The sequence below is a fragment of the Halobacillus litoralis genome (assembly GCF_009856415.1).
GTDB classification, from domain to species: Bacteria; Bacillota; Bacilli; order Bacillales; family Halobacillaceae; genus Halobacillus; species Halobacillus litoralis_C.
In genome coordinates this window covers 52,748-66,453 of the sequence record NZ_WMEZ01000007.1, presented here as the reverse complement: position 1 = coordinate 66,453, position 13,706 = coordinate 52,748, and the positions used below count along the sequence as shown (strand labels likewise).

General features: G+C 43.2%; 15 protein-coding genes. 4 read left to right on the top strand and 11 right to left on the bottom strand.

Translation table 11 applies throughout. The annotated features are described in order from the left end of the window. Positions 1-89: 89 nt before the first annotated feature. The 3 genes from GLV98_RS15650 to GLV98_RS15640 are packed head-to-tail and all read right to left on the bottom strand — an operon-like array spanning position 90 to position 2,132. Positions 90-500: a Fur family transcriptional regulator gene (locus tag GLV98_RS15650; RefSeq protein WP_160916927.1), complete on the bottom strand. Its 411-nt coding sequence runs from the start codon at positions 498-500 to the stop codon at positions 90-92. Next, positions 500-1,354 carry a metal ABC transporter permease gene (locus tag GLV98_RS15645; protein WP_160916925.1) on the bottom strand — a complete coding sequence of 285 codons (855 nt, stop codon included), beginning with the start codon at positions 1,352-1,354 and terminating at the stop codon, positions 500-502. The genes GLV98_RS15650 and GLV98_RS15645 overlap by 1 nt, the downstream gene beginning before the upstream one ends. After that, a complete protein-coding gene (locus GLV98_RS15640; protein WP_160916923.1) occupies positions 1,347-2,132 on the bottom strand; it encodes a metal ABC transporter ATP-binding protein in 786 nt (261 codons plus the stop codon). Before GLV98_RS15640 ends, GLV98_RS15645 begins: the two co-directional genes overlap by 8 nt. A gap of 179 nt (positions 2,133-2,311) precedes the next feature. Between GLV98_RS15640 and GLV98_RS15635 the strand changes: the two genes are divergently transcribed. Together GLV98_RS15635 and GLV98_RS15630 are read left to right on the top strand one after the other, a co-directional pair. After that, positions 2,312-3,307 (top strand): permease, encoded by a 996-nt coding sequence (locus GLV98_RS15635; protein WP_202410094.1) that lies wholly within the window; start codon positions 2,312-2,314, stop codon positions 3,305-3,307. A gap of 28 nt (positions 3,308-3,335) precedes the next feature. Then, positions 3,336-4,202, top strand: coding sequence for a TIGR03943 family putative permease subunit (locus GLV98_RS15630; RefSeq protein ID WP_160916921.1), 867 nt, complete (start codon positions 3,336-3,338; stop codon positions 4,200-4,202). 249 nt (positions 4,203-4,451) lie between these two features. On the opposite strand, the gene GLV98_RS15625 is transcribed toward GLV98_RS15630, so the two are convergent. Together GLV98_RS15625 and GLV98_RS15620 are read right to left on the bottom strand one after the other, a co-directional pair. Continuing rightward, positions 4,452-5,144, bottom strand: a complete 693-nt coding sequence (locus tag GLV98_RS15625) for an amino acid ABC transporter permease (protein ID WP_089651694.1) — start codon at positions 5,142-5,144, stop codon at positions 4,452-4,454. Positions 5,145-5,154: 10 nt separating this feature from the next. Further along, complete coding sequence (locus GLV98_RS15620; protein WP_160916919.1) at positions 5,155-6,036, bottom strand: transporter substrate-binding domain-containing protein; 882 nt, start codon at positions 6,034-6,036, stop codon at positions 5,155-5,157. 232 nt (positions 6,037-6,268) lie between these two features. Between GLV98_RS15620 and GLV98_RS15615 the strand changes: the two genes are divergently transcribed. Continuing rightward, positions 6,269-8,179, top strand: coding sequence for a heavy metal translocating P-type ATPase (locus GLV98_RS15615; RefSeq protein ID WP_160916917.1), 1,911 nt, complete (start codon positions 6,269-6,271; stop codon positions 8,177-8,179). Between the two features lie 47 nt (positions 8,180-8,226). On the opposite strand, the gene GLV98_RS15610 is transcribed toward GLV98_RS15615, so the two are convergent. The 3 genes from GLV98_RS15610 to GLV98_RS15600 are packed head-to-tail and all read right to left on the bottom strand — an operon-like array spanning position 8,227 to position 9,888. After that, positions 8,227-9,057 (bottom strand): YhjD/YihY/BrkB family envelope integrity protein, encoded by an 831-nt coding sequence (locus GLV98_RS15610; RefSeq protein WP_160916915.1) that lies wholly within the window; start codon positions 9,055-9,057, stop codon positions 8,227-8,229. A 22-nt stretch (positions 9,058-9,079) separates the two neighbouring features. Beyond that, a complete protein-coding gene (locus GLV98_RS15605; RefSeq protein ID WP_160916913.1) occupies positions 9,080-9,409 on the bottom strand; it encodes a YtxH domain-containing protein in 330 nt (109 codons plus the stop codon). Between the two features lie 11 nt (positions 9,410-9,420). After that, on the bottom strand, positions 9,421-9,888 hold the full coding sequence (locus tag GLV98_RS15600) for a low molecular weight protein-tyrosine-phosphatase (RefSeq protein ID WP_160916911.1): 468 nt from the start codon (positions 9,886-9,888) through the stop codon (positions 9,421-9,423). 221 nt (positions 9,889-10,109) lie between these two features. On the opposite strand from GLV98_RS15600, the gene GLV98_RS15595 reads away from it, so the two are divergent. Further along, positions 10,110-11,501, top strand: a complete 1,392-nt coding sequence (locus GLV98_RS15595; protein ID WP_160916909.1) for an alanine/glycine:cation symporter family protein — start codon at positions 10,110-10,112, stop codon at positions 11,499-11,501. 626 nt (positions 11,502-12,127) lie between these two features. Here GLV98_RS15595 and GLV98_RS15590 read toward each other — a convergent pair. The 3 genes from GLV98_RS15590 to GLV98_RS15580 all read right to left on the bottom strand — a co-directional run bounded on the left by GLV98_RS15590 (position 12,128) and on the right by GLV98_RS15580 (position 13,693). After that, positions 12,128-12,793, bottom strand: a complete 666-nt coding sequence (locus GLV98_RS15590; RefSeq protein WP_160916907.1) for an SOS response-associated peptidase — start codon at positions 12,791-12,793, stop codon at positions 12,128-12,130. A gap of 61 nt (positions 12,794-12,854) precedes the next feature. Next, the gene (locus tag GLV98_RS15585; RefSeq protein ID WP_160916905.1) at positions 12,855-13,226 is read right to left on the bottom strand and encodes a DUF1992 domain-containing protein; all 372 of its coding nucleotides are present in this window, start codon (positions 13,224-13,226) and stop codon (positions 12,855-12,857) included. Between the two features lie 11 nt (positions 13,227-13,237). Then, positions 13,238-13,693 carry a nucleoside deaminase gene (locus tag GLV98_RS15580; RefSeq protein WP_160916903.1) on the bottom strand — a complete coding sequence of 152 codons (456 nt, stop codon included), beginning with the start codon at positions 13,691-13,693 and terminating at the stop codon, positions 13,238-13,240. Between the last annotated feature and the right edge of the window lie 13 nt (positions 13,694-13,706).

Genomic DNA, 13,706 nt, shown 5'->3' with positions numbered 1-13,706 from the left:
CTTTGTAAACAGTAACGATTACATTTTGCCACACAAAAAAAAGATACCCGCGTTAATAACGCAGGTTCTTCCTCCAACCAGAGCATAGATCAGTGGCATTGTGGACATTTACCATAAATTTCGAACTTGTGATTCTCAACATCATATCCACTCAGGTTCTCATTGATACTATCCATTGGACAGAATTCAATCGACTTTGTTTTTCCACATGTTGTGCAAATGAAATGGTGGTGATGCCCGTGAGTGTCACAACCTAAACGGAAATGCTTTTCTCCTCCAAGCTCTGTCGCCTCCAAAATATCAACGTCTGTCAGCATATAAAGGTTTCGATAGATCGTATCATAACTGACACCTGGAAAATCATTTTGAATCTCTTTTAAGATTTCTTTAGCAGCAATATATTGGTCTTGTTTCACGAAGATTTCTAAGATACGCTCCCGCTGCTTTGTCCTTTTATACCCTTTTTCCTTCAATCTCTGCAAAGCTGTCTCCACATTCATTATGCTTCACCCTTTATCCATTGTTGAGCTCGTACTCGTTTGTAAAGAATCGACATAATCAAAATCAAAATAGCTGTCACAACAATCGTTCCTCCTGGAGGTACACTGAGATGATAAGACGAAATAAGACCAATCAAAACAGAGGTTTCTCCAAATGCGATGGATAGACCGATCGTCTGCTTGAAGCTTTTTGCAATCCGGATCGCTGAAGCCACTGGCAAGGTCATTAGGGCGGAAACAAGTAAAATTCCAACCACCTGCATCGAGGATGCGATCACTAGTGCGACCATGACGATAAACAGCAGATGGATCCATCTTCCATTCACACCAGACACAGACGCATGCTCCTCGTCAAAGGATAGGACGAAAAGTTCCTTATAAAACAGAATAACAATAAGTATGACAATGGAGGTAATCACCAGCACTGTCCACATACTATCACGGCTGACGGCTGTTACACTTCCGAATAAATAACTGAATAAATCCGTATTAAAACCATCTGCAAGAGAGATAAGAATCACACCGACACCGATTCCCCCGGAAAGAATGATGGGGATCGCAAGTTCTTCATAGTGTTTATACACTTTTCGAAGGCGCTCGATCAGTATCGCTCCAAACACAGAAAAGACCATACCCATGTAAATCGGGTTCCAGTCATTGACGGCGGTCACTCTTTTTTCAAGCAAAAGACTCGCAGCAATTCCTGTTAACGTGATGTGGGATAAGGCATCCGCAATCAGCGACAGGCGTCTGACCACAATGAACACTCCTAATAATGGAGCAACGATTCCGATTAAGATTCCTGTAATAGCGGCGTTTTGTAAAAATTCATACTGAAAAAAACTTTCAATCATTGTGGTTCACCTCGTGATGCGTGTGATTATGGGTCAGCTGTTGGACGGAATGGCCATAGAGCTGATTGAGGTCCTCTTCACTGAACTCCTTATATTCCTCTGAAGCTCCGTGGAAATGAACCGTTTTATTCATACAAATGACGTGTGTCGCATGGTCCGTAATCGTCCCGATATCGTGGGTGACCATCAAAAGGGTGATCCCCTGCTCTTGATTCAGTTTACCAAGCAAATCATAAAATTCTGTTACGTGCTTGGCATCTACTCCGACCGTTGGTTCATCGAGGATTAATAACGATGGATCACTGACTAACGCCCTTGCGATAAACACACGCTGTTGCTGCCCTCCGGATAATTCTCCGATGTTGGAATAGGCGTATTCCTCCATCTCTACAACTCTCAAAGCCTCTAAAGCTTTTTCTTTATGTTTTTTATTGAAAAATTTAAATGCTCCAATGCGGGAAACAAGTCCTGTCTTCACAACTTCGATCACCGTCGCTGGAAAACCAGAATTGAAACTGTTGGCTTTCTGTGAGACAAACCCAATTTCCTGCCAATCCTGATATTGTTTCAAGGTTTGACCGAATAAGTGAATGGAACCTTGATCCGGCTTAACGAGCCCGAGCATCAATTTAATCAATGTGGACTTCCCTGAACCATTCGGACCGACCAGACCAAGGAACTGGCCGGATTGAATGTCCAGATTTACGTCTTTGACAACCCATTCTCTATCATATTTAAAAGATACATTTTCTAACTTTACGATTGTTCGATTTTCCATGGTCAATCCCTCTCGAAATAATAATCATTACGAATTAAATTATAGCTGATAAGTACATACAAGTAAAAAAAACCGATCAAAATCTATTGACAGATCTTCTAAATTCCTAGTTAATAGAATAGGATAATTCATAACCATTACGATTTAAACACAATGTCCATCATAAAGGAGGATTCTACTTGAATCAAGACCATTCTTCCACGAATTACAGATTGGGATACTTTTTACTCGTCATCTTCTTCATTTTATTTCTTTTTGGAGACACGATTCCTTTTGATCGTATCTGGCCTGTTCCCTCTCAACTGCTGGATATGAATACGATCTTTATCAGCATCGTGCTTGAAGCCATTCCGTTTGTTCTTCTCGGAGTCTTTATATCCTCTGTCATCCAAACATTCTTGAAAGAAGAAACATTGAAACGTTTTATTCCAAGAAACCCAGTACTTGCCTTATTTCCTGCCGTAACAATTGGTGCGATTTTCCCTGTATGTGAATGTGCTATCGTACCCATTGTGCGTCGGTTGATCCAGAAAGGAATGCCTCTCCATGTAGGGATTGTTATTCTTGTTTCCGCTCCTGTTTTGAATCCCATCGTTTTCCTTTCTACTTTTTACGCCTTTCAAACGGATATGACCATTGCTTGGGCAAGGATGGGACTGGCCTTTATCGTTTCCATACTTATCGGTGCTGTGATTTACGCTTACTTCGGGAACAGCTGGCAATTAAACAAAAACAATACTTCTGTACATAACCACAACCATCAGGATCGAAACCGTTTAGCAGAAACATTTCAGCATGCAAGTGATGAGTTTTTCGATATGGGGAAGTTTCTCATTCTAGGTGCCCTTTTCGCCAGTATCGTTCAAACCTTCATGGCAAGGGATTTTCTTATAGAACTTGGTAACGGCATGCTTGCGGGGCCATTAGTCATGATGTCTCTCGCCTATGTCCTGTCCCTCTGTTCAGAAGCCGATGCTTTTGTCGCCTCTTCTTTCAAAGGACTTTTCTCTACCAGCTCGATTCTTGCTTTTCTCGTTTACGGACCAATGACTGACTTAAAGAATACGATTCTCATGTTCGCTTATTTTAAAAAGAGGTTCGTTCTCGCTTTTATAGGGATTGTAAGTATGATTGTTTACACAATCACGATCTTATTTGATGTCTTCTTCTTGTAACAAAAATCATGATGGGAGGAACGCTTTTATGAAACCTGAATCGCACCAATTTTTACGTGCTGTCATCCTCTTTGGATTAGCACTTTTTATCTTAAAACTATTAATTAGCGGGGATATACAAAAGTTCATAGCGCCCCGCATGATGCCTTATATCTACTTCACACTCATAGTCATCGGTGTCCTCGGAGCTATCCAGTACTTTAAAACGGGTAATGACGAAGAGCATGAAAACTGTGGATGTGCCCATGGTCACGAATATCCCAAATCAAAATTGAAATCCCTTTTGATTTACGCATTGTTCATTGTACCTGTTCTGACTGGTATGATGTTTTCCGACCATGTCATGGGCAGTTCTGCTGCTGCGAATAAAGGATTTAAGTACGAAATGCGCAGCACTGATTCTGGACTCAGTACCGAAGTTTCACCTGAGGTTGAGGACATCGATCCTATCGAGTCGAACCCAGGAGTCCTTACTCCCAAAAAACGATTTCCAGACCTCTATCAAACGATGACTGAATCGAACGTTATCCAATTAACGGAAGACAATTATATCGGAAGCATATCGTTGATGGAAGACCACATGGGAGAATATATAGGAAAAGAAATTGTCATGAATGGTTTTGTTTTCCGTGAAGACAACTATCCCGAAGATCGTATCGTTGTTGGACGGTTTGGAATCAGTTGCTGTGTAGCTGATGGTGGAATCTATGGAGTCATGGTTCAAGGGGAGAACTTGAGCACCTACAAAAACGATACATGGGTTGAAGTTAGAGGAGTACTCAATATGGTCGATTATAACGGTTGGGAGCTTCCACTAATCGAACCAAAAGAAATCAATGAAATTGAAACCCCTCATGAACCTTACGTTTATGAAACATTTGAATTCTCAGGTTAAGTACCAGCCCCATCTCCCTAGAGATGGGGCTATTTCATTTCATTCCAGAAACGCTTCACTACAGAAACTGAACCTGGTACCAAGGTCGGTCTTCCCGGTACCAGGTACCATCAGCAATTATGTCGGTACTTGTTATGAGATTGCTAAAGTTCCGAACCTGGTACCTATTCAAGTTACGGACGTGCCAGGTTTAAAAAGGTAAAGACAGATAAAAGCCAGAGCTGAATGTACAGCTCTGGCTTTTATCATTTATAGATATCGGTTGTGACGCTTCTCCAAGTAATCTTGAAGAGCAGAAAAAATCATGGTAAGCGGCCAATACACGAGGGCTGCTGTAATATACATCGTCATCGAATCGACCGTACGTCCTGCTGCAATCTGTGCTTTGTTCAAAATCTCAGGCACAGAGATCATGGCCGCAAGTGATGTGGCTTTCAGCAAATCTAGAAAGACATTCCCAAGCGGCGGAATAGCAATTCTCGTTGCCTGAGGCATGATGATTCTTCTTATCGCCTGCCAATACGTAAATCCTAGCGCACGGGATGATTCCCATTGACCATTCGGAACACTGTTCAAGGAAGCTCGATTGATTTCTGCAATATAGGCCGCACTGTTTGTTCCGAATCCGATAATGGCAGCTACGGTTGCCGGCATTTTTATTCCTACAACAGGAAGACCGAAATACAAAACGAATAAATACACAAGAATCGGCGTACCCCGCATAAAAGAAATATAAAATCGGGCCGGCCATCTGAGCCAAACACGATCCGATCCTCTCGCAAGTGCTAAAAAGAAACCCAGAACGAGCCCGACCAGCATACCACTCAAAGCGACCAGCAAGGTCAGGGGGACACCTTCAAGAATAAAAGGAAGGTTCGCCCAGGCACGCTCCGCGTTAAAAAGCTTTTCGATTTGAATTTCGTTTATTTCGATACCTAACATAAGTATCTCCTTACAGTTCTAGACCTTCGATTTCACGGATATCCGCTTCTGGTTTTTCAGAAGCATCCTTGCCACCGAAGAACTCTTCAGAAAGCTTCGTAAGGGTTCCATCTTCTCGCATTTCTTGTAGCACCGCATCGATTTCCTCTTTCATCTGAGAGGCATCATTCGGCATAACAATGGCTGAGTTCGTCGGATGGAACTTTAAATCTGGATGTAGTTGTACTTCGATATTAGGCAGTGCTTTTAATGCAAGGGACTGCAAGTAATAATCATTGATGATAAAGTCTGTATTCCCGTTCTCCACATCTCGCAGGTACACATCATTGGTTACATTGCCGTATGTTTTCGTATCGGCACCAAAATGTTCAGCAATTTGGGAGAACACGGTAGTCGCTCCACCGCCATGTGTTTTTCCTTCGAGGTCTTCCAATTTCTCAATTCCAGATAAGTCAGACTCACGGACAATCATTGTGGAATAAGAATATTTATATGGTTCACTAAACGTAAACTGTTCCTGCCGAGCTTTCGTCACTTCCATGTCGTTAATGACTGCATCAATACGTCCACTGTTGATGGCAGAAAGCAGTCCGTCCACTCCATATTCTTCAAACTTCAATTCAAGACCGAGGCGATCCGCTACCTCTTTCATGATTTCAACATCATATCCAGTCATCTCATCAGAGTCTTCTGGGTAATAAGAAGCTGGGAAAAGCGTACCGGAAGTACCGACAACAATCTCCCCTTTTTCTTGGATTTCGCTCCATTTGCTATCGGAAGCCTCTTCGCTTCCATTGCTATCTGAACTGCTTTCTCCTTCATCACTTGAACCACAAGCAGCGAGGAATCCGGCAAGTATGAGCATAAGTATAAATAAAAGACCTTTGCGCATTCGTTTTTCCACCTTTCATATGTTTTTTGCACCTGTCTAATATAGCAACTTGACACCTGTAATATCAACTGCCTGGATTCTTTTTTACACATCCCGTTATTTCCACTTGTATTCTCACCCTTTCGTGATATTATAATAATATATATTAAATTAAAATTATTTTAAATAAATACCTTTTTTCTCTACATTAATTGACTATCATTCTCAATTAACAAAAGGAGTTGAAAATTGTATGAATCAATCACGTACCTTATCCTCCATAAAGTGGTGGAAATTACCATCCGTTTCTACTCTTAAGGAACACGCTGAATTAATGGCAGCCATAAGCAGCGGATTCTTAATTTTAATAGCGTGGTATGCCGAAAACCATTGGGCATCTTCTGTTTACGTCAGTTTATATGTGACGGCCTTTCTGATTGGTGGTTTTGCCAAAGCGAAAGAAGGATTAGAAGAAACGGTAAAAGAAAAATCACTCAATGTAGAACTGCTCATGATCCTAGCCGCTATAGGCTCAGCTTCAATCGGATACTGGACAGAAGGAGCCATCCTCATCTTCATCTTCGCTCTGAGCGGAGCGCTGGAAACGTACACGATGAACAAAAGCCATAAAGAGATCTCTTCGTTGATGAGTTTGCAGCCAGAAGAAGCCTTTCTCATTACAAATGCTGGGTATGAATGGGTTCCTGTAAAAACGCTTCAAATCGGCGATCAAATATTAATCAAACCGGGGGAGCGTGTCCCTGCAGATGGCAGGATTGTGAAAGGCAGCTCGACATTAAATGAAAGTGCCATCACCGGTGAATCCCTCCCTGTTAACAAAAGCGAAACTGGGGATGTATTCGCAGGGACAATGAATATTGACGGCAGTCTTGTCGTTTCAGTCACCAAACCAGCAAATGAAACGCTTTTTCAAAAAATCATTGCCATGGTCCAAAACGCTCAAAGTGAGAAATCTCCTTCACAACTGTTTATCGAACGATTCGAAAGTACTTATGTAAAAATCGTATTAGCCGTCGTAGGCCTCATGTTATTCCTCCCTCACTTTCTATTCGGGTGGACGTGGATGGAAACCATTTACCGTGCGATGATTCTCCTTGTCGTAGCATCTCCTTGTGCCCTTGTCGCTTCCATTATGCCTGCAACGTTATCAGCCATATCGAAAGGGGCACGCCAAGGCATTTTGTTCAAGGGGGGCGTTCACCTCGAACATCTCTCTCATCTAAAAGCAATCGCTTTTGATAAAACGGGGACGCTCACGAGGGGAGAGCCCGAGGTTACTGACTTTCTTCCGTTAGAAAGTGGCATGAAACATTCGATTCTTTCTGTCGTTTCTTCCATTGAAAATGAATCCAATCACCCTCTCGCCCAGGCGATTGTGAGCTATGCGAAAAAAAATGACTGCTCTTTTCCTTCAGTCGAAAACGTCAAAGATCATAGCGGCATGGGTGTAAGCGGGCAATATGACAACGAAGAGTGGAAAGTCGGAAAAGCCGATTTTGTCGGGAAAGAAGCCGCAACTTCCTACAAAGATAACCATGCAGAAGTCCTTGCTTCAGAAGGAAAGACCGTAATTTTTGTGGCAAAAAACGAAAGAATTGTTGGGCTCTTCGCACTGAAGGATACGGTTCGAAACGAAGCAAAGGCAGCGATCTCAACATTAAGAGCGTATGGAATATACACCATCATGTTGACGGGTGACAATGACCGGACCGCAAAAGCCATCGCTGAAGAAGTGGGAATGGATAACTATATCGCTGAATGTATGCCGGACCAGAAACTTCAGGAAATTAAAACCTTAAAAGATCATTTCTCTCATGTCGCTATGATCGGGGACGGGATTAATGATGCGCCAGCGCTTGCAGAAGCTGATGTCGGTGTCGCGATGGGCGAAGGAACGGATGTTGCATTAGAAACGGCCGATGTGGTCTTAATGAAAAATGACCTTCCGAAGATTGGGGAAGCGATACAAGTTTCCCAAAAAATGAACAAAATCATCAAACAGAACATTATTTTTTCCATTACGGTAATCATGCTTTTGATTGTGAGCAATTTCTTACAAGTCCTTGATCTTCCTCTAGGTATCATCGGACACGAAGGCAGTACGATTCTTGTAATATTGAATGGACTCCGACTATTAAAATAAAGAAAGGAAAGGCGGAACCTCAAGCGGTCCCGCCTTTCTTTATCTGTTTATCCCCATGTCTCTTTCGTTCTACGATGATGACTCATCGCATTGATCTCCCCTCCCAGAATAATGACGACTCCTGAAAGATATAACCAAATCATAAGCACAATCACCGTACCTAGACTCCCGTATGTCGCAGAAAAATTCCCAAGACTGCTCACATAGAACGAAAACAACAAGGAAACTAATTGCCATCCAAATGTGGCAAACACCGCCCCCGGAACGGTATCACGGTATTTTAACCGTTTATTTGGTGCCATAACGTACAAGAAAGATAAGACGATGTAAAAGATGACGGATGAAATGACCCACCTCATCCCATTCCATAAAGTTAAAAAGTTTTCAGAAAGTCCGAAGACGGAAAACAGTTGGACCCCGATCGTATGACCAAGTACAGGCAGCAGAAAAGCAATGCCTATGACGAAAACCATCGCCACTGTAAGGACAATTGCGATGATGCGCGATACCAGAAACGAACGGTTCTCTCTAACATTATGGGCACGATTGAATGCGCGCATAATGGCATTGACCCCATTCGATGCAGCCCAAAGGGTGCCTAGTAAACCGATGGATAGCAAACTTCCATTTTCACTGCTTAATAAGGACGAAACGTTTTCAGTGATCAAATCGAATGTTTCAGGTGGCGCATAGGTACTGACGAAAGCAAGCACTCGTTCTTCGTCAATATGTAAATACCCGAGCAGTGTAAGCAGGAATATCATAAAAGGAAACAAAGATAGTAGAAAAAAATACGACAGTTGAGCTGCCATCCCTCCGACATCATCTTCGCCAAAGCGAGTGAACAGCTCTTTGCCAAAATTCTTGATGGTCTTCACGATATTCCTTCACCTCTTGTGATCAAGAAGCTTCTTTTGAATCGTCGACAGCTCTCAGCTGTTCTTTCACTTCTTGATTAATTTCCCCTACTTTATTCAGCATACTCTCTGCCTTATCCAATAATTCCAGAAGATCTTCCACTCCTTTATTAACTTGGGCAGAAAAGGACTCATAATTCACTCTAACTTTGTGGATCGCCTCTGATGGGTGCTTCATATAACTTTGACACTTCGCACCTGTCGTTCGTGATTTCTCACCTACATATTGTCTCGTTTCTTTATCCAAAAGAGCGGCTACTCCTCCAACCAAGGCTCCTAATAAAACACCTTTCCAAAGTTTGCTCTGTCCCATAAACATCCTCCTCAAAGATTATGATCGTATTTTATTTTCTCTAAAAGTTTAAAACACCCATCATGGACGAGCTCAAAAACATATTCAAAATTACCTGTGAAATATGGATCCGGCACTTCACTTTCCTTCGAATGAGGAACGAAGTCCAGCAGTTTAGCGACCACGACATCATTTTTTTCTCGAATTCCTTTCAGGTCCTGGATGTTTTTATCATCCATCGCAACCAAGTAATCAAAGTCATCCCAATCGGACTCCTTCACTTGTCTTGCACTCATGCCCTCATAAGAGATGTTCTTATCATCAAGGATGGCCCGTGTCCCTTCATGAGGTTCAGCACCGATATGCCAATGGCCAATCCCTGCAGAATCGACGGTTATTTTTTCGTCCAATCCTTCTTTTTTTACCAGATCTTTAAAAATAGCTTCTGCCATAGGTGAACGACAAATGTTACCGAGACAGACGAATAATACACGAATCATAACTATGTTCCTCCAATGTAGTATTTCTCATCTGTTTATTTTCTATGAAAGAGTCGAAAATCCTGCCCAACTAAAACAGTTCACCCAAATATCTTCCCTTTTATTGTCGAAATCAACCGTTCTTTTTTATTTTTGTACGTAAATGACCTTGACATTTGTTTCTAATTTTCGGAATATTTAATATATGAACAAATATTAACAATATGGATAGGGGGAAGATGATGGGTGAAGGTAGTGCACTACACAGTTTTTTAAGTGAATTAAGTGGAATCGTCTGGGGACCGTTCCTCTTGGTTTTATTAGTCGGAACAGGGGTTTATTTGACACTTCGTCTGGGTTTTCTTCAGTTCAAAACGCTCCCTTACGCTTTAAAGCTTGCTTTCAAACCAAGCAAAGAGAAGAAAAAGAATGAAAAGGGGGATATTTCGCATTACCAGGCACTGACCACAGCTCTTGCTGCTACTATCGGAACAGGAAACATTGCTGGTGTAGCAACGGCCGTTGTCCTAGGTGGACCAGGCGCTGTTTTCTGGATGTGGGTGACAGCAGTATTTGGCATGGCCACAAAATATGCCGAAGCTGTACTAGCCGTCAAATACCGAATTGAAGGAAAGAATGGTGAAATGTCCGGGGGACCAATGTATTACTTATCCCGTGGTTTGAAAACCAAATGGCTCGGACGTCCGCTCGGGTTTTTATTCGCGATCTTTGGTGCTGTTGCTGCGTTCGGAATTGGCAACATGGTCCAGTCCAACTCCGTTTCTGATGTCATGGAAGGCACGTTCAACGTTTCTCCATGGGTGACGGGAATACTGCTTACCCTGTTGGCTGGTTTGGTTTTGCTCGGAGGAATTAAAAGTATTGGGAAAGTCACGGCTTTCTTTGTCCCAATCATGGCTATTTTCTATGTTATTGGTGCATTAATCATACTTATTCTCAATTACAACATGGTCATCCCGGCTTTCGGAACCATCTTCAATGATGCGTTTACCGCAAGTGCGCTTGGTGGCGGTCTACTCGGAACAGTCATACGCTACGGAGTCGCACGTGGTGTGTTCTCCAATGAAGCAGGTCTCGGTTCTGCACCGATCGCTGCTGCCGCTGCCCGTACAGACTATGCAGGACGCCAGGCACTTGTTTCCATGACCCAAGTATTTATTGATACCATTATCGTTTGTACAATGACAGGCTTAACGATTGTCATGGCTGGTCAATATCAAGGCGGACTGGATGGTGCCGACTTGACTTCTACCTCATTCCAAATTTTCCTTGGTGATGTAGGGGCATACATCGTAACCATAGGCTTAGTCTTCTTTGCCTTCTCGACCATTGTCGGTTGGTCCTACTATGGGGAGAAGTGCTTCGGTTACTTGACCAAGCAACGATTCATCGGCGCTTACAAAATAGTGTTCGTGGCATTCGTTCTTGTAGGAGCTGTTTCCCAACTGAGCACAGTATGGGTTTTCGCAGATGTCATGAACGGCTTAATGGCCTTCCCGAACTTGATCGGACTACTACTCCTATCCGGGGTCGTAGCCGCCGAAACGAACAAGTTCCTGAAAGTCGCCAAAAAAGAAAAACAACAAGAACGCGAACAACGACAAGCAGGTTAACCTTAAAACCTAACATTCAAAAAGAGCTTACAGCACAAATCCCGCTGTAAGCTCTTTTTTTTTGATAGAAACGCTCCCTTTTCTTGAAGACTCAGTTTCGAGATGTTTGTTGGAGTTTAGGGGCTCCGGGAAATTGTTCGCTTTCCATGGGGCGGGCGGTGAGCCTCCTCAGGCTACGCCTTCCGGGGTCTCACCTGTCCCACACGTCCCATAGGAGTCTCACCGTTTCCCTCCGCCCCTTTACCTTATAATTGTCTCGAAACCCCTCCCACAAATAGCAGATTTCGCAAAGTTTATTGAAATGAAGAAGTATGTGATTTTCCCCACTGATGCCGGTATAGCGTGCTTTATGGCTACTGGACAAGGAGGTTGGAAGACTCACCTTCTATAGGGGGGGTTCGTTCTCACACTCATAGAATGGGGTGGTTGGGAAGCTGCGAGACTCCCGTGGGAGAAAGGAGATAGGCGAGATCCCGCAGGGCGTAGCCCGAGGAAACTCGGCACTCCCCCACAGGAAAGCGAGTTGCTTCCCAGCCACCCCTGACGCTCACTCCAAGCAACGAACCCCGAATCATCTCGAAATCGAGTCTTATACAATCCTCCCAGATTCTTTAATAAAGGGACGGTTACGTTAAGGGGGTGATGCAGTCAGGGCCTTCGTTTTTTGCTGAGTTTACGTAGTCGCTAACTTCATAGGCACGGAGGTCGTCCATTGTCAGTTGTTCAACAAAACCCTTAGCATCCGAAGGCGACCATTTCACTGGTTCAATCCACTGATCCTGCTTTCCTTTCGGCAATATGACAGGCATTCTGTTGTGAATCGGAGCCATGAACTCATTTGCATCCTGCGTAAGAATCGTGCATGTATAAAGGGATTCCTCTTCCCCTCCCCACTGGTCCCACAAACCTGCAAAAGCAAATAGAGAACGGTTTTCCGGTTGAATTCTTACGGCTTGTTTTCCTGATTCCGTTTTTTGCCACTCATAAAAACTATCTGCTACAATCAAGCAGCGCTTCTGGCTCATCAGCCTTTTGTAACTAGGTTTTTCATGAGCGGTTTCACTTCTTGCGTTTATCATTTTGTAGCCAATTTTAGGATCTTTGGCCCACGAAGGGACAAGCCCCCATTTCATATAACCTGCGCGCTTTTGTGTTCCATCATGGATCACAGCCAGCACCTTTTGACCTGGTGCGATATTGTACCGTGGTTCATAGCCGTCGATCGGCCTTTCTATTCCGTACTCTCTCAATATTTCCGCTTCTTCTGCTAACAGAGTGTATCTTCCGCACATATCGTCACCTCCTTCTGTAAAACCGTGAGCCACTGCTAAAAGTTAAAAATTCTGACCGTATTCAGAATCCGAAACGCCGGTTAATTTTGCTTTGGTATTGTTTGAATGCTCCTGACTGGTCCAATTTTCTCTTTTCCATCATCATGTCGAAACGAAGCTTTTTTTCTTTCCATTCTTTTTTATAGTGAGCGGATAACTGAGGGTCTGTAATTCCAGCTAGGAGATCTTCAATCTCTACCATTTCTTTTTTTAGGATCATTTCTTCGGGGAGCATGTTGGCATTCTTCAAGATCCGGTAACTGTTTCTAAGTTCAGGAGGCAGATGAGCGAATTCGTCTTTGGGGAGCGGCTTTCCTTTCCCAGGCAAGTTGTCAAAATCCCCATTTTTCATGGATTGTTTAATCTTTTCCTCAATCAAATGTCCATAATCCATCTTTCTGCCTCCTATCCTTTCTTCATCGCATAGGCTTGCATTGCATCTAATTCACTATTTTCGATTGGTTCATGGATCATCGTGATTTCTCGTTGGTCCTGTGTTTTTTGTAGGTCTTGATAAACTTTTTCTGATAGGGTAAGTCCCACACGACTTGCCTCTTCGACGGATTGGGAGTAGATGACTTTTTTCAAATTAGAAAAATACATGGCCGTGAGACACATCGCACAAGGTTCTCCACTCGCATACATCGTACAATCACTCAAATCAATCGACCCGCGTGCCTGCTGGGCTTTCTTGATCGCAACCAATTCAGCATGGGCGCTGACATCGGGGTGTAGATGCAGTTCATTCACACCCTCAGCAATGATTTCTCCGTTACAAACAAGGACAGCTCCAAACGGATGGCCCCCATCTTCCACATTTTTTATAGCTAATTGTAAGGCCCGTTCTGAAAAAGGATTCATGATCTCTTCCCCC